Origin of the sequence: Corynebacterium glaucum, from assembly GCF_002287505.1 — a bacterium.
Classification (GTDB): domain Bacteria; phylum Actinomycetota; class Actinomycetes; order Mycobacteriales; family Mycobacteriaceae; genus Corynebacterium; species Corynebacterium glaucum.
Genome location: NZ_CP019688.1, coordinates 1,422,893 through 1,442,246, shown reverse-complemented (window position 1 = coordinate 1,442,246; position 19,354 = coordinate 1,422,893). Strand labels below are relative to the sequence as shown.

18 protein-coding genes are annotated in these 19,354 nt (G+C 63.8%); 16 read left to right on the top strand and 2 right to left on the bottom strand.

Annotated features, from left to right (window positions below):
* Position 1 precedes the first annotated feature (1 nt).
* The 15 genes from CGLAU_RS07020 to CGLAU_RS06950 all read left to right on the top strand — a co-directional run bounded on the left by CGLAU_RS07020 (position 2) and on the right by CGLAU_RS06950 (position 17,055).
* Entirely contained in the window at positions 2-928 is a 927-nt protein-coding gene (locus CGLAU_RS07020) for a phosphatidylinositol mannoside acyltransferase (protein ID WP_198304856.1), read from the top strand.
* 11 nt (positions 929-939) lie between these two features.
* On the top strand, positions 940-2,034 hold the full coding sequence (locus tag CGLAU_RS07015; protein WP_095660074.1) for a glycosyltransferase family 4 protein: 1,095 nt from the start codon (positions 940-942) through the stop codon (positions 2,032-2,034).
* A gap of 14 nt (positions 2,035-2,048) precedes the next feature.
* Positions 2,049-2,528 (top strand): hypothetical protein, encoded by a 480-nt coding sequence (locus CGLAU_RS07010; RefSeq protein ID WP_095661100.1) that lies wholly within the window; start codon positions 2,049-2,051, stop codon positions 2,526-2,528.
* Between the two features lie 39 nt (positions 2,529-2,567).
* A complete protein-coding gene (locus tag CGLAU_RS07005; RefSeq protein ID WP_095660073.1) occupies positions 2,568-3,428 on the top strand; it encodes an acyl-CoA thioesterase in 861 nt (286 codons plus the stop codon).
* A 78-nt stretch (positions 3,429-3,506) separates the two neighbouring features.
* Positions 3,507-4,259 (top strand): YebC/PmpR family DNA-binding transcriptional regulator, encoded by a 753-nt coding sequence (locus tag CGLAU_RS07000; RefSeq protein ID WP_095660072.1) that lies wholly within the window; start codon positions 3,507-3,509, stop codon positions 4,257-4,259.
* A 63-nt stretch (positions 4,260-4,322) separates the two neighbouring features.
* Positions 4,323-4,865, top strand: coding sequence for a crossover junction endodeoxyribonuclease RuvC (ruvC, locus tag CGLAU_RS06995; RefSeq protein ID WP_198304854.1), 543 nt, complete (start codon positions 4,323-4,325; stop codon positions 4,863-4,865).
* Positions 4,862-5,473, top strand: a complete 612-nt coding sequence (ruvA, locus tag CGLAU_RS06990) for a Holliday junction branch migration protein RuvA (protein ID WP_095660070.1) — start codon at positions 4,862-4,864, stop codon at positions 5,471-5,473. Before ruvC ends, ruvA begins: the two co-directional genes overlap by 4 nt.
* 10 nt (positions 5,474-5,483) lie before the next feature.
* The gene (gene ruvB, locus CGLAU_RS06985; RefSeq protein WP_095660069.1) at positions 5,484-6,566 is read left to right on the top strand and encodes a Holliday junction branch migration DNA helicase RuvB; all 1,083 of its coding nucleotides are present in this window, start codon (positions 5,484-5,486) and stop codon (positions 6,564-6,566) included.
* An 11-nt stretch (positions 6,567-6,577) separates the two neighbouring features.
* On the top strand, positions 6,578-6,841 hold the full coding sequence (gene yajC / locus CGLAU_RS06980) for a preprotein translocase subunit YajC (RefSeq protein ID WP_095660068.1): 264 nt from the start codon (positions 6,578-6,580) through the stop codon (positions 6,839-6,841).
* A gap of 173 nt (positions 6,842-7,014) precedes the next feature.
* Positions 7,015-9,021 carry a protein translocase subunit SecD gene (secD, locus tag CGLAU_RS06975; protein WP_415877119.1) on the top strand — a complete coding sequence of 669 codons (2,007 nt, stop codon included), beginning with the start codon at positions 7,015-7,017 and terminating at the stop codon, positions 9,019-9,021.
* A 4-nt stretch (positions 9,022-9,025) separates the two neighbouring features.
* Positions 9,026-10,222: a protein translocase subunit SecF gene (secF, locus tag CGLAU_RS06970; RefSeq protein WP_095660066.1), complete on the top strand. Its 1,197-nt coding sequence runs from the start codon at positions 9,026-9,028 to the stop codon at positions 10,220-10,222.
* A gap of 13 nt (positions 10,223-10,235) precedes the next feature.
* The gene (locus CGLAU_RS06965; RefSeq protein WP_232507067.1) at positions 10,236-11,888 is read left to right on the top strand and encodes an ABC transporter substrate-binding protein; all 1,653 of its coding nucleotides are present in this window, start codon (positions 10,236-10,238) and stop codon (positions 11,886-11,888) included.
* 31 nt (positions 11,889-11,919) lie between these two features.
* The gene (locus tag CGLAU_RS06960) at positions 11,920-12,468 is read left to right on the top strand and encodes an adenine phosphoribosyltransferase (RefSeq protein WP_095660065.1); all 549 of its coding nucleotides are present in this window, start codon (positions 11,920-11,922) and stop codon (positions 12,466-12,468) included.
* A gap of 67 nt (positions 12,469-12,535) precedes the next feature.
* Complete coding sequence (locus tag CGLAU_RS06955) at positions 12,536-14,815, top strand: RelA/SpoT family protein (RefSeq protein ID WP_095660064.1); 2,280 nt, start codon at positions 12,536-12,538, stop codon at positions 14,813-14,815.
* 182 nt (positions 14,816-14,997) lie between these two features.
* Positions 14,998-17,055, top strand: a complete 2,058-nt coding sequence (locus tag CGLAU_RS06950; RefSeq protein ID WP_095660063.1) for a bifunctional metallophosphatase/5'-nucleotidase — start codon at positions 14,998-15,000, stop codon at positions 17,053-17,055.
* A gap of 126 nt (positions 17,056-17,181) precedes the next feature.
* On the opposite strand, the gene CGLAU_RS06945 is transcribed toward CGLAU_RS06950, so the two are convergent.
* On the bottom strand, positions 17,182-17,472 hold the full coding sequence (locus tag CGLAU_RS06945; protein WP_095660062.1) for a hypothetical protein: 291 nt from the start codon (positions 17,470-17,472) through the stop codon (positions 17,182-17,184).
* Between the two features lie 114 nt (positions 17,473-17,586).
* Positions 17,587-18,540: a peptidylprolyl isomerase gene (locus CGLAU_RS06940; protein ID WP_095660061.1), complete on the bottom strand. Its 954-nt coding sequence runs from the start codon at positions 18,538-18,540 to the stop codon at positions 17,587-17,589.
* 133 nt (positions 18,541-18,673) lie between these two features.
* On the opposite strand from CGLAU_RS06940, the gene CGLAU_RS06935 reads away from it, so the two are divergent.
* Positions 18,674-19,330 (top strand): MBL fold metallo-hydrolase, encoded by a 657-nt coding sequence (locus CGLAU_RS06935; protein WP_095660060.1) that lies wholly within the window; start codon positions 18,674-18,676, stop codon positions 19,328-19,330.
* The last annotated feature ends 24 nt before the right edge of the window (positions 19,331-19,354 follow it).

The following is a 19,354-nucleotide window of genomic DNA, read 5'->3' as shown; positions in this document are numbered from 1 at the left end:
CATGAAAGATTCGCTCGTCGCGTTCGGCTACATCGCCGGGTGGAAGGTCATCGGAGCTTTGCCGCCGGCCATCACCGCACCCCTGTTTCGCCGCGGTGCAGATCGCGTGTCCGGTGACGGGGCCGGCATGGAGATGCTGCGCCGCAACCTCACGCGCGTGGTGGGAGCCGAAAACGTCACGCGTGAACTCGTACGCGATTCAATGCGCTCCTACGCGCGCTACTGGCTCGAGGCATTCCGGCTGCCGCGCATTGCAGACGACGAGGCGGCGCTTGCCCGCTTCACCGAAGGCGTCGAGGGCATCGAACACCTCGAAGCGGGCTTGGCGAAGGGCAAAGGCGTGATCCTCACCCTGCCGCACACCGGCAACTGGGACTTCGCCGGCCTGTGGCTGGTGAAGAACTACGCCAGCTTTGCCACCGTCGCTGAGCGGCTCAAACCGGAGGTGCTTTTCGACGCCTTCGTGGACTACCGCGAGTCCCTCGGGTTCGAGGTGCTCGCACACAGCGGCGGTGAGACACCCCCGTACGCGCGGCTCAAAGAGGTGCTGGAAGCCAACGGCATCGTGTGCCTGCTCGGCGAACGCGATCTGGGCGGCCACGGCGTGCCGGTGACCTTCTTCGGCGAGGAAACGACGTTCCCCGCTGGCCCCGCGAAACTCGCGCTGGATACCGGCGCGGCACTGCTGGTGGTGCACACGTGGTTCACCGAGGACGCGCGCGGCCCCGGCTGGGGGCTGAAAGCCAACCCACCCACCGAGGTGACCACCTTGGAGGAGACGACCCAGCGAGTCGCAGACCAGTTCGCCGCCAACATCGCCGCTCACCCCGCGGACTGGCACATGCTCCAGCCGCTGTGGCCGGCGGATCGCCGGAAACGCAAACGCCGCCCAGGCAACGCTAGCCCAGGCAAAGCAGGGGATCGGTAAGGGGTTCTCGCGTGCGTATCGGCGTGGTGTGCCCTTACTCCTTCGACGCGCCCGGCGGGGTTCAGGCCCACATCCGTGACCTCGCGGCGGAGTTCACCGCCCGGGGGCACTACGTGGGCGTGCTCGGCCCGGCCGACGCCAACATGGACCTCCCGGACTACGTCACCCGCGGCGGTGCATCACTGCCGGTGCCGTTCAACGGCTCGATCGCCCGGATTGCGGTGGGCCCGCATGTCACGCGCTATGCCCGCGAGTTCATCCTCCGCGGCGATTTCGACGTACTCCACATTCACGAACCGAACGCGACGAGTTTCTCGCTGGCTGCCCTGCGAATCGCGCAAGGCCCGATCGTGGCCACCTATCACACCTCCGCGACAGCCTCGTTGGTGTTGCAGTTGGCGCTGCCGGTGTTGCGCGGCAACCTGGAGAAGATCCGGGCGGGCATCGCAGTGTCAGAGGTCGCACGCCGCTGGCAGGTGGAACAAGTGGGCACCAACCCGATCGTGATCCCGAACGGCATCGACACCGCGCATTTTGCGGCGGCGCGCGGTCCGCGGAACTACTCGAGCGAAGTCGAGATCGTTTTCCTCGGGCGCAGGGATGAGCCGCGAAAAGGGCTGGACGTGTTGCTCGAAGCCGTCGATAAGCTTGCCCGACCTGCGCGAGTGACTGTGGTCGGTGGTGGTCGAGCCCGCAGCGCGCCCGGCGTGCGTTTTGTGGGGCAGGTGAGTGAGGCGGAGAAGGCGCGCATTTTGGGCCGGGCCGACATCTATGTGGCGCCGAATCTAGGCGGGGAGTCCTTCGGCATCGTGTTGGTGGAGGCGATGGCTGCGGGCTGCGCGGTGGTGGCTAGCGACATCGAAGCCTTCGCCGCGGTGTGCGACGCCGAGTCCGCAACGCCGGCGGGTTTACTCTTCGAGGTCGGCAACAGCGATGCACTCGCCTCCAGCTTGCAAATGCTTATCGACGACCCCGGCAAACGCAATGCCCTCATCGATGCCGGCACTGCCCGGGCGCGCGAATACGACTGGTCACGGGTGGCCGACCAAGTCATGGCGGTCTACGAGGCGGTTGCCACCGGCGAGAAAGTGGGGTTGATCAGGTGAGCGCGACGACCCTGATGCTGGTGCTGGTGGCGGTCCTGGTGACGCTGGTCATCGCGTGGGCGGTCTCGACCGCGCAGCGCCTCGACCGGCTGCACATCCGCCTCGACCGCTCCCGCGACGCGCTGCAGGCTGCGCTCGACCGGCGCTGCGCGGTGATCGCCGCGACCGTGCCCGAGCTAGCCGTGCAAGCGCACGCCACCGAAGAGGTGCGGCTGACCCCGCTCGATCTGGGTTCCCGGCTGGCGCAGGAGCATCTGCTGAACGAAGCGCTGGTGCACCAGATGCACGACTTGGGCGCGGTGGCGGAAAGCGTGCGCCAGGCGCTGAAGGACGCCGACACCCGAGTAATGCTTGCCCTGCGGTTCTACAACGACGCGGTGACAGACACCCGCGCGCTGCGCCTGGTGCCGGCGGTGCGCGCGCTGCGCCTGGGTGGCACCGCCGCGCTGCCTGACTACGCCGTACTCGAACAGCTGCCGCTGCAAGCCGAGTAGGCGGGTGCACTCGCGTGCCCGTTGGTAGGGTGAGCATCCATGCACGAATCTCATGAGCTGCACCGCGTGCTGGACCTTGAACCGATGGGAGACGACACCTTCCGCGGCCCCGCGATGGACAGCGACGTGTTTGTGCGCACCTTCGGCGGCCACACCGCCGCCCAGGCGATCGCCGCGGCCACCGCCACGATTGAGGACGACAAGCGGGTGCACTCGCTGCATAGCTACTTCCTGCGTCCGTGTAAGGCGGATGACGACACCACTTACACGGTGACGCGGCTCAAAGACGGCCGCAGCTTCAGCACACGACGGGTAGAGGCGTGGCAGGACGAAGCGTTGTGTTACTCCATGATCGCCAGCTTCCACCACGCGAACGACGCCGGCCCGGAGCACGCCGAGCCCATGCCGGACTTGCCCGCGCCGGAAACGTTGGAGATACCAAGCACAATCCCGAGCGGGGTGACTGGAGCGGAGAGGGATTACCGCGAGTGGGACATTCGCATCGCCGCCGACGGCCCAACGCCGGACGCGGCGAGCACCGTCAGCGGGCGTTCAATCTGGTTCAGGTACAAATACGAGTTGCCCGATGAAGACGCGTTCCACGCTTGCGCGCTGGTCTACATGTCCGACATGACCCTGTTGTTTTCCGCGCTTGCGGCGCACCCGGAGTATGAGGCGCAGCTCGCTTCCCTCGACCACACCGTGTGGTTCTTCCGGCCCGTGCGGGTGAACGAGTGGTTGCTCTACCACCAGTCCTCGCCCTCAGCTACCTCCGGCCGGTCGCTTGTTCAGGGGCGGCTTTTCGACGCCTCGGGCAACCTCGTCGCTCTCGTGGCGCAAGAAGGCTTGACCCGCGAGTTGCAGACGGGGGAGACCCAGGTGCCGGTTCGGCGCTCGTAGCGCCCCGCGTATACTCGCTAAACAGAATTTAGAAGATTCGCACGGCGAATAACGTTCAACGAAGAAGAGGGGTGCGAGATGGCTGGCCACTCAAAGTGGGCTACTACCAAGCACAAAAAGGCCGCGAACGACGCGAAGCGTTCCAAACTGTGGGCGAAGTTGATCAAGGATATTGAGGTCGCCGCCCGCACCGGTGGTGGCGATCCGGCTGGCAACCCGACCCTGGACGACATGATCAAGAAGGCCAAGAAGGCCTCCGTGCCGGGCGACAACATCGAGCGCGCCCGCAAGCGCGGCTCCGGCGAGATCGCGGGCGGCTCCAACTGGGAGACCGTGATGTATGAGGGCTACGGCGCCAACGGTGTGGCCGTGCTCATCGAGTGCCTGACGGATAACCGCAACCGTGCCGCAACCGAGGTGCGCACCGCGATGACCAAGAACGGCGGCAACCTCGGCGAGTCCGGCTCCGTCGGCTACATGTTCGAGCGCACCGGCGTGGTCACCATCCAAAAGGGCGAGCTGAGCGAGGACGATGTCCTCATGGCCGTGCTCGACGCCGGCGCCGAAGAGGTCAACGACCTCGGCGAGGAGTTCGAGATCATCTGCCAGCCGACGGACCTTCCGGCGGTCAAGGAAGCCCTCGCAGCAGAGGACATCGAGGTGGAGGATTCCGAGCAGGAGTTCCGCGCAGATGTCGAAGTTGAGCTCGATGTTGATGGCGCGAAGAAGATGATGCGCCTCATCGATGCGCTCGAAGAGTCTGACGACGTGCAGAACGTCTACACCAACATGAGCATCTCCGACGAGGTCGCCGAGCAGCTCGACGACTAGTCGCACCCGCTGCGCAACGCGGCAGGCGCGCCGCCTGGCCGCGTTGGAGCCCTGTGGTAGAACATGTGTGTGACTACTCTTGAAGGGCTCCGTGTCATGGGGATCGACCCGGGGCTGACCCGCTGCGGGCTGTCCGTGGTTCAGGCCGGCCGCGGCCGCCAGATCCTGCCGGTGGCCGTCGGCGTGGTGCGCACGCCCTCCACAGCGGAACTGCCCGAGCGTCTCCTGCGCCTCTCGGCAGCAGTCGGGGAATGGATGGATGAGTACCGTCCTGACATGGTGGCCATGGAGCGAATCTTCGAGCGCGGCAACGTCTCCACCGTCATGCACACAGCCCACGCTTTCGGCGTGATGGTGCTGGCGGCCGCAGAGCGCGGGATCCCGGTGTACCAATACACCCCGTCAGAGGTGAAGAAGGCGATATCCGGCAACGGCCGCGCGGACAAGAAGCAGATGACCAACATGATCACCCGCATCCTGGGGCTGAGCGAAGCCCCGAAGCCCGCCGACGCCGCGGACGCGCTCGCTATCGCAGTGTGCCACTGCTGGCGCGCCCCGCTGATCGCCCGCACCACCCGCGCTCATGAAAGGACCGCCACGGCATGATTGACTCCCTCAACGGCGAAGTGCTCTCCATCGGCCTCGACCACGCGGTGATCGAATGCGCGGGTGTCGGCTACCGCTTCCTCGCAACCCCGCCGACGCTCGGGCGGCTCACCCGCGGAGAGAACCGACGGGTGCTCACCTCCATGGTGGTCAAAGATGACGGCGTGACGCTTTACGGTTTCGGCGATGCCGACGAGCGCACCATGTTCCACAAGCTCCAGACTGTCACCGGGCTCGGTCCGAAGCTGGCGCTCGCCGCACTCGCCGTGTTCGAGCCGGGTGAGCTTGCCGCGCGAATCTCCGCCTCCGACGCCAAGGCCGTGCAGTCTATCCCGGGCGTGGGCAAGAAGATGGCAGACCGCATCGTTCTCGAGCTCAAGGACAAGCTCGAAGGCCTCTACGTGGTCGCCGCCGATGCAACCGCGAGCGCGCCTGCAGCTCCGGCCGGTGCGTCCTTCGCGGCCGAGCAGGTGATTGAGGCGCTGGTGGGACTCGGATTTGGGGAGAAGGTGGCGCGCCCGGTCGTCGATAAGCTTGTTGCCGAAAACCCGGACGAGGCCACATCGGCGCTGCTTCGCGCGGCGTTGACGCAGTTGGGCACGAAGTAGGCTCGGGCACATGTCGGATGTTGAAAAGACCGAGTTCACGCTCCCTGAGGGCTTTTCGCTTGACGACGACTCCGTGGTCAGCGTCGAAGCGCAACCGGACGAGCGCGACGTAGAGAAGACGCTTCGCCCCAAGTCGCTCACCGAGTTCATCGGCCAGCCGAAAGTGCGCGAGCAGCTCGGGCTGGTTCTGACCGGTGCGAAACGCCGCGGCGTCACGCCCGACCACATTCTGCTTTCCGGCCCGCCCGGACTGGGCAAGACGACGATGGCGATGATCATCGCCCAAGAGCTCGGCACCTCGCTGCGGATGACCTCGGGTCCTGCGCTGGAGCGCGCCGGTGATCTGGCCGCGATGCTGTCGAACCTGATGGAAGGCGATGTGCTTTTCATCGATGAGATCCACCGCATCGCGCGCCCGGCCGAGGAAATGCTGTACATGGCGATGGAGGATTTCCGCATCGACGTGATCGTGGGCAAAGGCCCAGGTGCGACCTCGATCCCGTTGGAGATCCCGCCGTTTACGCTCGTGGGAGCAACGACGCGTGCCGGTATGCTCACCGGGCCTCTGCGCGACCGCTTCGGGTTCACCGCGCAGATGGAGTTCTACGACACCGACGACCTGACCAAGGTGGTCACGCGCGCGGCGACGATTCTGGGCGTGAACATCGACGACGACGCCGCGGTGGAGATCGCCTCCCGCTCCCGCGGCACCCCGCGTATTGCCAACCGCCTGCTGAGGCGCGTGCGCGACTGGGCCGACGTGAACGGCGACGGGCACGTTGATCTGGACTCCGCGCGCGCCGCGCTCGCAGTGTTCGACGTCGATGAACTCGGCCTCGACCGCTTGGACCGTGCGGTGCTGGACTCATTGATTCGGGGCCACGGCGGTGGGCCGGTCGGCGTGAACACGTTGGCAATCGCTGTGGGTGAAGAACCCGGCACTGTCGAGGAAGTCTGCGAGCCCTACCTCGTGCGCGCGGGGCTGATGTCGCGCACCGGCCGCGGCCGCGTCGCCACCGCCGCGGCGTGGCACCACTTAGGCATGACCCCGCCGCCGGATGCCCCAGGCCAGATCGATCTGTTCGCGAACTGAAAGGAACCGTGATGGAAGCCCTTCCGCTCCTCGTTATCCTGCTACTCTTCCTCGTCCCGCCGATGTTGCTCATGCGCAGTCAGCGCAAGCGCGCGCAGGAGGTTTCGCAGATGCGGGCGTCGATTGCATCCGGCGACCGCATTATTACCGTCTCTGGGCTGCACGGCACCGTGGTGGCCAATACCGGCGAAGCGATTGAGGTCGAGATTGCACCTGGCGTGGTAGTGACGATGGACACTGGAGGGGTAATGAAGAAAGTTGAAGAATCGCGGTAGGGGGTACGGCGCAACCGTCGATAAGCAATGGCCCGAGCTCGCCGGACACGGTGGCCGGGCTTAAGACTTTTCGGGCGCATGCCGTAGCATGTTCCGATGTGCATGCCCCGATCGTGCACGCCAGCGTGCGCGGGGCGTAGAGATTCAGTTCGCAAATTCAAGGAGAAAGCTCAGTGTCAACAAGCACTCGGCGATCCAGGGAAGCGTCGCGCCAATGGCCGGTGCGCGCTATGGCGCTTTTCGCGCTCATAGTGATTGGCGTGTATTCCCTCGTATTCTTTACCGGGGATCGCGCTGCGTCTCCCAAGCTGGGCATTGACCTGCAGGGCGGCACCCGCGTAACCCTGGTCCCGCAGGGTGCGGAGCCGACCCGGGAGCAGCTCGAGGACGCGCGCAACATTCTGGAAAACCGTGTGAACGGCATGGGTGTTTCCGGCGCTTCGGTCGTGGTAGACGGCAACACTCTGGTGATCACCGCGGCCGGCGATGACACCTCGGAGATCCGCAACATCGGCCAGACCTCGCAGCTGCTGTTCCGCCCGGTGCTGAACCTGCCGATGCCGGACTTCGAGAAGATGGAAGAGGTCATCCTGAGCACCGCCAACTCCTGGGTGGAGTACGGTGTGCTGACGCAGGAGCAGGCGCAGACCGCGATTGACCAGGTCTTTGAGATGCAGGCCCAGCAGGAGGAAGCGCTGGAGAACGCTGAGGGCGCCGAGGGCGAGGTTGCTGCTGAGGGCGAGGCTGCTGAGGCCGAAGCCGACGCGGCGCCCGAGGTGGACGCGCCGAAGGTGACGGCTTCTCCGCTGCCTGACCCGACCGGCCCGGTCGAGGCGTCCCAGCGCCGCCAGGATACGACCGACATGCTGCGCGAGACCCGCCAGTCCACGGATCCCACCCAGCAGTTCGCTTCGTTCGTGCTGCTCGCCGAGCGCTGCCTGGACCAGCCGACCGATCCGCTCGCCGGCACTGACGACGAGACGCTGCCGCTCGTCGCCTGCGATCCCTCCACCGGCCAGACATTGCTTCTCGACGAGGTGCCGTTGCTCGCAGGCGTCGAGGATCCAGCAGGCCCGCGCCTGACCGGCCAGCAGATTGACACGGGTCGCCCGATCACTGGTGGTCCGAACCTGCAAACCAGCCAGATGGAGATCAGCTTCGCATTCAGCCAGAACGGCGAGCACAACGGCTCGCAGACGTGGGCCACGCTCACCAGCGAGATGATTGGCCAGCAGATCGCGATCACCCTGGACTCTCAGGTGATCTCCGCACCGGTAATCCAGGGTGCGACCCCGGTGGGTTCGGCAACGTCGATCACCGGCCAGTTCACGCAGGAGGAAGCCGAGGCACTGGCGAACAACCTGCGCTACGGTGCGCTGCCGCTGTCCTTCGCCGGTGAGAACGGCGAGCCGGGTGGCACCGCGATCACCGTGCCGCCGTCTCTGGGTCTGGCCTCGCTGCAGGCGGGCATTTACGCCGGCTTGGTCGGCTTGCTGTTGGTAGCCATCTTCGTCTTCGCCTACTACCGCCTCTACGGCCTGATCTCGCTGTTCACACTGTTCGCTGCGGGCCTGCTGGTCTACGGTGCCCTGGTGCTTCTGGGCCGCTGGATCGGGTACTCGCTTGACCTGTCCGGCATCGCCGGTCTGGTTATCGGTATCGGTACCACCGCCGACTCCTTCGTCGTGATCTACGAGCGCATCAAGGACGAGGTGCGCAAGGGCAAGACGTTCCGCTCCGCCACGGCTTCCGGCTGGGACCGAGCGAAGGACACGATCGTGACAGGCAACATGGTGACGCTCATCGGCGCGGTGATCATTTACTTCCTCGCCGTTGGCGACGTGAAGGGCTTCGCCTTCACCATGGGGCTGACCACCGTCTTCGACCTTTTGGTGACCTTCCTGATCACCGCTCCGCTGCTCGTTGTGGCTTCGCGCAGCGGGTTCTGGTCCAAGCCGTCGGTCAACGGCATGACCAAGGCATTCGCCGTGGGAGACCGGAACCGACGCTCCAGCCGCTCGGCGGAGCCGGCAGCCGTGCGCGCTGACGCTGAGTCCGCGACCGAATCCCGCGTCGACGCAGAAAACGAGCTTGCCCCCGTTCACACTTCCGGATCGACCAAACGCACCGTGACGTCGCCGAGCGCGCCCGCTTCTGCGGACGCGGAGGAGGAGAAGTAGCACCATGTCGAGCACAAAGATTTCTGCTCCAGCCGCACCGGTAGCTTCCGATGACGTCGCGGGCGACGTCCGTGGCTGGGAACGCATCTACACCCGCGAAGGCGCCATCGACTTCGTCGGACGTCGCAAGATTTGGTACCTGATCACGCTGGCGTTTGTCGCGATTTCCATCGTGGCGATGCTCCTGCGTGGGTTCAACCTCGGCATCGACTTTGAGGGCGGTACAAAGATGTCGATGCCGGCCGGCGACCTGGTTGCAGAGCAGGTTGAGGAAACCTTCATCGACGCGACGGGTGTCACGCCGGAACTGACCCAGATCGTGGGCGCCGGCGACGCGCGCACCCTGGAGATCAACTCCCAGCACCTCACTCAGGAGCAAATCGATCAGGCGCGCCAGTCAATCTTCGATAAGCACCAGCCGCTGGATCAGGAGGGCGTGCCGAGCCCCGATGCCATCGGTGACTCCACCGTTTCCGAATCCTGGGGCGACACCATCACGCAGCGCATGCTGCTCGCAATGGCCGCCTTCCTCATCGCTGCTGCGGTGTACGTGGCCCTGCGCCTGCAGCGCGAAATGGCTGTCGCCGCGATGGTCGCACTGCTGGTTGACGGTGTCGTGATTATGGGCATCTACGCACTGTTCGGCCTCGAGGTCACCCCGGCGATGATCATCGGTCTGCTCACAGTGTTGACCTTCTCCATCTACGACACGGTCATCGTGTTCGACAAGGTGAAGGAGAACACCTCGGGTGTGCTCGAATCGCGCCGCTCCACCTACGCCGAGGAAGCCAACCTGGCGCTGAACCAGACGGTGATGCGTTCCATCTCGACGTCGGTGATTTCCGCCCTGCCGATCATCGCGCTGATGATCGTCGCAGTGTGGATGCTCGGCGTGGGTACGCTGCGCGACCTCGCTTTGATTCAGCTCATCGGCGTGATCGAGGGCATCTTCTCCTCGCTCTTCTTGGCTACCCCGCTGCTGGTTAGCCTGGTTGAGCGTCAGAAGAAGTACCGGCGCCACAACGAGCAGGTCGCCGCCTACCGCGATGGCCAGGGCAGCGAGCTGGTCGGCGACGACGAGGTGGAGGCGACGAAGCGCACCGTAACCACCCCAGCGGCGTACCACGTCGCTGATTCGAACGATGAGATTGCACCCCGCGAGGGTACCGGCACCGCCACGTGGAGGCCGAACGCGCGGTAAGGAGCGTGATTGCGTGACCCGTCACTCCCGTTCGCTTCGCATGAAGCGAATCCTTAGGGCGATCGCCGCTGCCTCGGTCGCCTTCGCCTCCGCATGCACGCAACCTGACAACCAGGAAGATGCGGACGAAGAACACCCTGCTTTCGGTTACCAAGTTGCGAGTGAGCTGCGGACAACAAACGCTGGGTCGTTGGAAGGCGTCTCCACTGCGGCGCAGGCCCTCTCCGGCAGTCTCTATCCGGGTGTCTACGTACCCGGACCGCAGGGGCAGATGATCCCGAACACCGACCTGGTCCGGATGCAGGAGATCCCTGGGCCGGTTCGCCGCGTCAACTACACGCTCTCTGACAGCGCCGTGTTCTCTGACGGCACTCCCGTTACCTGTTCGGATTACCTCCTCGCGTTCACTGCCGGGACGAACCCGGGGATCTTCGGCTCCCACATGCCGCTGTTTGAGGACACCGCCAAACTCACCTGCGCCCCCGGGAGCAAAGACTTCACCTTGATCTTCAAGGAAGGGAGGGGAGCGCGGTGGCGTGGGTTGTTCGAGGCGGGCACTGTGCTGCCAGCGCATGCCGTCGCTAAGCAACTGCAAATCCCCCTTGATGAGCTGCACCAAGACTTACTCTCTGAGAACCTGACCGACCTGCAACCGATTGCTCAGGTGTGGCGCGAAGGGTTCGACCTGCGAAACTTCAACCCTGAGCTGCAGGTGTCCTTCGGGCCGTACGCGGTGGCCAGGGTGGGTGAGCAGGGCGAGGTGGTGCTGCGGGCGAATGAATTCTATTACGGGGACGCGCCGCAGGAGCCTGAGCTGGTTGTCTGGCCGGGTTCGGCGGATTCGGCGCACCTGGCTGAAACTGGCGGGCTAGTCGTGGGTGACCTGCGCGACCTCACGCCGGACTGGTACGACCCGAATGCTGAGATCAACCGGCTCACCGTTGAGACCATGGTGGGAGAGTTGACTGAGGCGCTTATGTTCCCCGAGGTGGGGACCTGGTCGCAGCCGGCGAACCGGCAAGCGCTGTCGAAGTGCGTTGATCCGCGACGCGTCGCCGAGGCGTCGTCATCGGTTGCAGGAATCGAGGTCCCCGTCACGCCGCTGCACATCGTGCAGCACGGAGATCCGCTGGCGAAGCGCCTGATGGGTGAGGCTGGGCCGAATCTCGACGTCGATATTTCCCGTGCCAGCGAGCTCGCGGGCACGGAGGTGCGCATCGGGTATGCGTACCCGAACGAGCGTTACGCAGCCATGGTTGAATCCATCAGGCAGTCATGTGAACCGGCAGGCATCACCATTATCGACGTCACGGGTGACGGGAAGACCCTCGCCGATCTGCCCCGAATCGAATACGGGGAGTGGGGCCAAGAGATCTGGACCGAGGGCGAAGTCGACGTGATCCTGCACGCGATCGATCCCATGCGCGAGTATCCAGCTACCACGAACCGGAGCCAAGAGATCGGGTTGCTGCGCGCTCAGGAGAAGACGCTGTGGCAGGAGCTGCCGTCTCTGCCGCTGGCGGCGCAACCGGCGACGTTCGCGATCGATCGGAACGTGAGTAACGTAGTGCCATATACGGGCCTGTCTGGCATCGGCTGGAACATGAACCGTTGGTATCTCGACCCCGGCGCTGAAGCGCCCGAAGAATCCACTGAGCCCAAGTAACCCCATTCGCCTGCAAAAGGACGTCACTTCCATGCCTCTGACCGAGCCCAAATACTCCTCCGCAAAACAGGCCCTTAAGCAAAAGATCCGGCGCGTGCCGGACTTCCCCGAAGAGGGTGTGCTGTTCGAAGACCTCACCCCGGTGCTTGCAGATCCTGACGCGCTCCACGTTGTCGTTGCCGAGATGGCTCGGGTGAGCGAGGAACTCGGCGCAGACGTTATCGGCGGCCTTGACGCGCGCGGGTTCCTTTTGGGATCTGCCGTGGCCTACGAGATGGGGCTGGGCATCTTGGCCATTCGCAAGAAGGGGAAGCTGCCGCCGCCGGTGATCACCCAGGAGTACTCGACCGAGTACAGCACCGCGGCACTGGAGATCCCCGCCAACGGCATGGACCTTGAGGGCAAGCGGGTCGTGCTGGTGGATGATGTGCTGGCCACCGGCGGCACCCTCGTTGCCGCGACGGATCTGATCGAGCGCGCGGGTGGGATTGTCTCGGGCTATGTCGTGGTGCTGGAGGTTGAGGGGCTGGGAGGTCGTGAGAAGCTTGCCGACGGCAAGCTCAGGGTGCTCGACCAGTAACGCGCGGGGGCACAGTAGTATTACTGTTTCTACGCGCTGAATCATCACGCTTGATCGGAGGCCCGCGGTGACGCACGACAAACCAGCCAAGCGGTCAGGACCGAGCGTGCGCAGCGTCTCCGCGCGCCTTGCCCGATCGCTGACCGGAGGCGGGCGCGCGAAAACCAACCCGGTGCTGGATCCACTGCTGTCGATCCACCGCCGGTACCACCCCAAGGCCGACGCGGAACAGCTCAACCGCGCTTACGAGACCGCCGAGCGACTTCACGAGGGCGTATACCGCAAGTCCGGGGATCCCTACATCACGCACCCGCTCGCGGTGGCGACTATTTGCGGTGAGCTTGGCATGGACACCACGACGCTGGTCGCGGCGCTGCTGCACGACACTGTCGAGGACACCGAGTATGGCCTCGAGCAGCTCACCGAAGAATTCGGACCCGAGGTCGCGCGCTTGGTTGATGGCGTGACCAAGCTGGACAAGGTCGCCCTCGGTGCAGCTGCGGAGGCGGAGACTATCCGCAAGATGATCGTGGCCATGTCGGAGGATCCGCGTGTGCTGGTGATCAAGGTGGCGGACCGCTTGCACAACATGCGCACGATGCGCTTCCTCCCACCGGAGAAGCAAGCGAAGAAGGCTCGAGAGACGCTCGACGTGATCGCGCCGCTCGCGCACCGCCTCGGCATGGCGAGTGTGAAGTGGGAACTCGAAGACCTCGCGTTCGCGATTCTGTATCCGAAGAAGTATGAAGAGATCGTCCGCCTTGTCGCGGACCGCGCACCTTCCAGGGACCGGGCGCTCAACGAGATCACAACCGAGTTGCAAGCTGAGCTGCGCGCAAACGGCATTAACGCTGAAGTCATGGGGCGACCCAAGCACTACTGGTCGATCTACCAGAAGATGGTGGTGCGCGGCCACGACTTTAACGAGATCTTCGACCTGGTTGGCATCCGCGTGCTCGTGGACAGTGTGCACGACTGCTACGCCGCAATCGGTGTGGTGCACGCGCTCTACTCACCGATGCCGGGGCGTTTCAAGGACTACGTTTCCAACCCGCGCTTCGGGGTGTACCAGTCGCTGCACACGACGGTGATGACGGACACCGGTCGCCCCCTCGAGGTGCAGGTGCGCACCCACGAGATGCACTACAACGCCGAGTACGGCGTGGCTGCCCACTGGCGCTACAAGGAAACCAAGGGCTCGCACAAGGGCGATCAGGCCGAGGTTGACCAGATGGCCTGGATGCGCCAGTTGCTCGACTGGCAGAAGGAAGCAGCAGACCCCAACGAGTTCCTCGACTCGCTGCGCTACGACCTCACCAGCCAGCAGATCTTCGTCTTCACTCCAAAGGGTGATGTGGTGAACCTGCCGGCGGGTTCGACCCCGGTGGACTTCGCCTATGCCGTGCACACGGAGGTGGGGCACCGTTGCATCGGCGCGAAGGTCAACGGCAAGCTCGTGGCGCTCGAGTCCGAGCTCAAATCGGGCGACCGCATCGAAATCTTCACCTCGAAGGACCAGAACGCCGGCCCATCGCGCGATTGGCAGGACTTCGTCGTCTCGCCTCGTGCGAAGTCGAAGATCCGCCAGTGGTTTGCCAAGGAGCGCCGCGAGGAGCACCTCGAGGCTGGCCGCGACGCGCTCGCCGCCGAGGTTCAGCGCGGTGGGCTGCCCATGCACCGCCTCTTCACGGCGGAATCGATGCGCCGGGTGGCCACCCAGCTCCACTACCCGGACGTCGACGCGCTCTACACCGCAATCGGCGCAGGCAACGTGTCCGCCCAGCATGTGAGCAAGTTGCTCGTCGAGATGTTCGGCAACGAGGACGACGCCGTGGCAGCACTCGCCGCCCGCACACCCATCGCCGACCTCGTCCACCAAGCGTCGCGTCACGACGGCCCAGGCATCCTCGTCCAGGGCAGCCCCGACGTTATGGCCAAGCTCGCGAAATGCTGCCAGCCCGTACCGGGGGACGAGATCTTCGGTTTTGTCACCCGAGGCGGGGGAGTGTCGGTGCACCGCGCGGACTGCACCAATGCCACCAAGCTCAAAGAGGAGCCAGAAAGGCTTATCGACGTCGCCTGGGCTAACGCCTCGGGTGCTGGCAGCGCCTCCATCGCGACCCTCGAAGTTGAGGCGCTTGACCGCAACGGGCTCCTTGCCGAAATGACGAGCGTTCTCGCGGAGCAGAAGTTGCCGATCATTTCGTTGTCATCGCACGCAAGCGAGGACCGGATCGCTACCGTCCGGGTGACCCTCGAAGTGTCTGACACGAAACAACTCGGCCAGATCATGAACCAGATTCGAAACGTCGAAGGGGTTTTCGACATTTATCGCGTCATGTCGTAACCGCTGCACCCTCTTTGAGGTGACGTCTTGCGCAACGCTGAGTGGATGCAAAATGAATTCTTAGTAACGGGCAGGTTAGCGAGCCAGCGTAAGCTGTGGAGCACCTCATAATGACCTGCACAGTGGCGTGATTGTGGATACAAAGGCGGATGAACTTGTTTCCACCTCACTAGGAGCTTCACGTGTTCAACTTCCGTCGCGCAGGCAGCCTGATTGCTGCAACCGCTACCACCGCTCTGGTGCTTTCCGGCACCACCGTCGCAATCGCCGACGAGAACGGCAACGTCGTCAACATTCGCGTCGCCAACATCACCGATTTCCACGGTCGTCTCGAGGCAAACCTCACCAAGAACAAAGAAACCAAGGCCGTCACGCCGAAGCAGGGTGATGAGATGGGCGCGGCGAACGTCGCCGGCATCATCAACTACATCCGCAAAGAGAACCCGAACACGCTGGTGACCAACTCTGGCGACAACCAGGGTGGCTCCGCGTTTGTCTCGGCGATCTCGGACGACAAGCACACGATGGAGTTCGTCAACGCGATCGGTACCAACGGCACCGCCGTCGGCAACCACGAGTTCGACCAGGGTTACAAGGATCTGGTCGATCGCATTAACCCAGGCACCAAGAACAAACAGCTCGGCGCCAACATCTTCCGCAAGGACAACGGTGAGCGCGACGTGAAACCGTACGAGGTCGTTGAGGTTGACGGCGTCAAGGTTGCGCTCATTGGCACCACCTCGAACCTCACGGTCGCCAAGTCGAGCCCGGCGAATGTTGCCGACGTTGACATCAAGGACTCCGCTGAGTGGGTCAACATTGAGGCGAAGAAGCTCAAGGACGACAAGAAGGCTGACGTTGTCATTGCGCTCATCCACGACGACGCCGCCGAGCGCGCGCCGAAGCTGGACAGCGAGTACGTCGACTTCCTCTTCGGCGGCGATTCCCACGTGCTGGCGCTAGACACCGAAGCGGACGTCCCCTACGCCCAGTCGTGGGAGTACGGCAAGACGGTGACCGACTTGGACTTCTCCTACAACAAGTCCACCGGCGAGTTCACCATCAACTCCGTTGAGCAGCACGACGCGACGAGCCTGGCCACCCTCGACATCAAGCCGGATGAGAAGGTCGCCGCGATTGTCGACGAGGCGAAGAAGCAGGCTGACGTCCTCGGTGCTGAGGTTGTCGCAACGATTGACGCCGATTACAAGCGCGGCTCCAACCCAGGTGGCGACCCGGGTTCGAACCGCGGTACCGAGTCCACCGCAAACAACATGATCGCTCAGTCTGCGGTTGCCGCTCTTGGCAAATTCCTCAACCAGGACATTGACTTCGGCATCATGAACGCCGGTGGCGTTCGCGCCGACCTCTCGGCGGGCGAGGTGTCCTACAAGGATGCCTTCACCGTCCAGCCGTTCGGCAACGACATTTCGCTGGCAACCCTGTCCGGTGCGACCATCAAGGAGATGCTGGAGAACCAGTGGCAAACCGAGGAGAAGACTGCGTCCTCCGGCCGCCCGCGTTTGGACATGGGCCTGTCCGACAACGTGTCGTACACCTACAACCCGCAGGCACTCCGCGGCGAGCGCATCCTCAACGTCACCATCAACGGCGAGAACCTCGACCCGGAGAAGGACTACACCGTTGCAGCGTCCTCCTTCCTGCTTGAAGGCGGCGATGACTTCATCGACAAGTCCCAGGTGAAGAATCGCAACGATGTCGGCTACAACGACCTGCAGGCATTCGTCGACTACCTCAAGAGCGGCGAAGCCAAGGTTCGCAAAGGCCAGAAGGACGTCGGCGTGGTTCTGCCGGAAGGTGGCCTGAAGTCTGGTGCGAACCAGATCCAGCTGACCTCTTTGAGCTACTCCTCCGAGGGCGAGCCGAAGGCGGAGAAGGTCACCGTCAAGATCGGTGACGCGACTGCGACCGCTGACGTTGATAACGCCGTCACCGACGCGGACAAGGGGCTGGGTGAGCAGGGCCGTGCCACCGTCACCATCGACCTGCCGGCAGGCATTACCGGCGAGCAGACGCTGCAAATCACCACAGACGCTGGAACCGATGTCTCGATGCCAGTCTCGGTTGGCGCTGCGAAGCAGGACAAGCAGGGCAGCTCGGTGAACGCGGGTGGAATCCTCGCGGCACTGCTCGGTGTGCTTGGCCTCGGTAGCCTGATTCTTCTGTTCTTCGCACCGCAGATTGACGCCATCTTCGGCCCGATTGCGAACTTCCGCTAGACCACACGCGCCGAGCCACCGCTCGCCCCTTGCAAGTAGGGGTATGCGGTGGCTTTTCGCTGCCGCATGAAAAAACCGCTTGACCATTCAGTGGCCAAGCGGTTCGGGCGAACCCGCATCAAGAACTTACTTGATCAGGTACTTGTCGGCGAAGGTAGCGATGGTGCCGAACAGACCGAAGATCGCGGTGATCACGGAGATCCAGTTGAGGATTTCCTTCGTGTCTGCGTTCTTGATGGAGGACTTCTCCTCAGTGGGCTCCGGCGTTGCGGTCACGGTGACGGTGACCGGAGTGGGCTGGGTAGTGTTCGTGGAAGCCTGCACGGTCGGGGTGGTCTGCGCGGAGACGACGGTCGCGCCGGTGGTCATGACAGCAGCAGCGGTAGCTGCAGCGATGAGACCCTTACGGAACTGCATGGGATATATCCAATCTTTAGAGGACGTCAGACGACGGTGGTCAGCATAACGTTTTGATCTCAACTACGCAAGGCCAATTGAATACTCAGCTTCACAGGAAATGTCCAGGAGAGACTACCGAACGGTGGCGGTCGTAATCCTGACTTCCTCGACGGGCTCGCCATCATTGCTTGGGCCCCCAATACTCGGGTCTTCCTTCACGCCTTTCTCCGCAATGGCGTCAAGGGTGGCCAATCCCGCCTCGTCGATCTGTCCGAAGTAGGTGTACGTCGGCGTGAGGAAGCCATCACCGTAGTTCAAGAAGAACTGGGAGCCGTTGGTGTCGATGCCTGAGTTCGCCATCGCGATCGTGCCGCGTTCGTACTTCTCGAATTCCAGTAGCTGGGACGCGTACCCCTGTTTCTCCTCCTCACTGAGGTCTTCCGGTAAGCCGAGCGCGGAGAGATCTACGTTCTCAAGCGCCTCGTCCGTAGGGAACTCGTTCGCGAATTGGAATCCTGGGCCGCCAGCACCGGTACCGGTTGGGTCGCCGCACTGCAGCACCTTCAGGCCCTCAGAAGTAGTCAGGCGGTGGCAAACCGTGTCGTTGTAGTAGCCCTCCGCCGCCAGGTACTCAATTGCGTTCACGGTGCACGGGGACACCGAGCGATCCAGCTCCATGCCGATCGGGCCAGCCGAGGTCTCGAGGTCGATGGTGACGGTGCCTTCGGTAGACACGTCTTCCTGCGGGGGCAGGCCAACGAAGTTCGCGTTGTCGCCGGCTTCGTTGTATGCGCAGCTCACGGTCGGCGGCAGGGCGACCGCGCGTTCAGTCGCAATCGGCTCGTAGTTCGGCTCTTCCGTAGCCGTTTCAGCCGTTGTCTCCGTAGCCGTGGTCTCTTCAGCAGCGAGATCTTCCCCGCCGTCCTGGGTCGCAAAGTAGTAAATGCCGCCGCCGAGTACGCCGATCACCGCGACGGATGCAAGCGCAGTGACCCACGGTCGCGTTTTCTGCTTGCGGTCGCGCGCAGCCAGCTCCTTCTCCAAGTTGGACAGGGCTTCCTTGCCGCGCTGCTCGTTGCTTGCCACCGTGACCGGACCTCACTTCTCGCGTCGGCGGTGCGCGCGAGGGCTTGGGCAGCCAAACTCAACCGCGCACCGCAAGGGGTGTATGAACGGTCAAAGCCTAGCAGCAGCGCACCGCGGCCCTAATATCTGAGGCATGCAGCTTGCTGGATTTGTCGTAGGCCCGTATCAGACCAACTGCTACGCGGTGATCAACCCGGAAGCAGGCGAAGGCTTCGTGGTCGATCCCGGCATGGGGGCGGCTCCGCAGGTCCGTGAGCTCTTCGCCCAGCATCACGCGAGATTGAGCGCGGTGGTGCTCACCCACGGCCACCTCGACCATATTCGCGACGCCGCAGAGCTCGGGGTCGAGGTATTCATCCACCCGGATGATGCCTTCATGCTCGATGCAGGTGGAGGCCTCCCGGAGCATTCAAGATTGCTTTTCGACGCCTCGTCCATGGCCGCCCCGGAAACCATCACGCACCTCCACCACGGCGAAACTATTGAATTGGCCGGTTACGAGTTCACCGTTCAGCACGCCCCTGGGCATTCGCCGGGTAGTGTGCTGCTGGTCGCGGACGAGCTCGTCTTCAGCGGCGACGTCCTGTTCCGAGGCTCCATCGGGCGCACTGACCTGGCCTACTCCGACCCAGAGGCCATGACCGAGTCGCTGCGCGGCCCGGTATGGGACCTCGATGATTCGCTGGCGGTGCTCCCGGGGCATGGGCCAACCACCACCATGCGCGCTGAACGCGCGACCAACCCGTTTCTGCGCGAGGCGAACGCCGACAGGATCCACAGCGGCGCGTAAAACCCCGCGGGCTAAACTCGTTGA

Coding starts and splice junctions, on each gene's coding strand:
- yajC (WP_095660068.1), top strand. CDS start 6,578: ATGGAAGCCCTTCCGCTCCTCGTTATCCTGCTACTCTTCCTCGTCCCG.
- CGLAU_RS06935 (WP_095660060.1), top strand. CDS start 18,674: ATGCAGCTTGCTGGATTTGTCGTAGGCCCGTATCAGACCAACTGCTAC.
- CGLAU_RS07010 (WP_095661100.1), top strand. CDS start 2,049: ATGCTGGTGCTGGTGGCGGTCCTGGTGACGCTGGTCATCGCGTGGGCG.
- ruvB (WP_095660069.1), top strand. CDS start 5,484: ATGTCGGATGTTGAAAAGACCGAGTTCACGCTCCCTGAGGGCTTTTCG.
- CGLAU_RS06945 (WP_095660062.1), bottom strand. CDS start 17,472: ATGCAGTTCCGTAAGGGTCTCATCGCTGCAGCTACCGCTGCTGCTGTC.
- CGLAU_RS07005 (WP_095660073.1), top strand. CDS start 2,568: ATGCACGAATCTCATGAGCTGCACCGCGTGCTGGACCTTGAACCGATG.
- CGLAU_RS07000 (WP_095660072.1), top strand. CDS start 3,507: ATGGCTGGCCACTCAAAGTGGGCTACTACCAAGCACAAAAAGGCCGCG.
- ruvA (WP_095660070.1), top strand. CDS start 4,862: ATGATTGACTCCCTCAACGGCGAAGTGCTCTCCATCGGCCTCGACCAC.
- CGLAU_RS07020 (WP_198304856.1), top strand. CDS start 2: ATGAAAGATTCGCTCGTCGCGTTCGGCTACATCGCCGGGTGGAAGGTC.
- CGLAU_RS06960 (WP_095660065.1), top strand. CDS start 11,920: ATGCCTCTGACCGAGCCCAAATACTCCTCCGCAAAACAGGCCCTTAAG.
- secF (WP_095660066.1), top strand. CDS start 9,026: ATGTCGAGCACAAAGATTTCTGCTCCAGCCGCACCGGTAGCTTCCGAT.
- ruvC (WP_198304854.1), top strand. CDS start 4,323: ATGTGTGTGACTACTCTTGAAGGGCTCCGTGTCATGGGGATCGACCCG.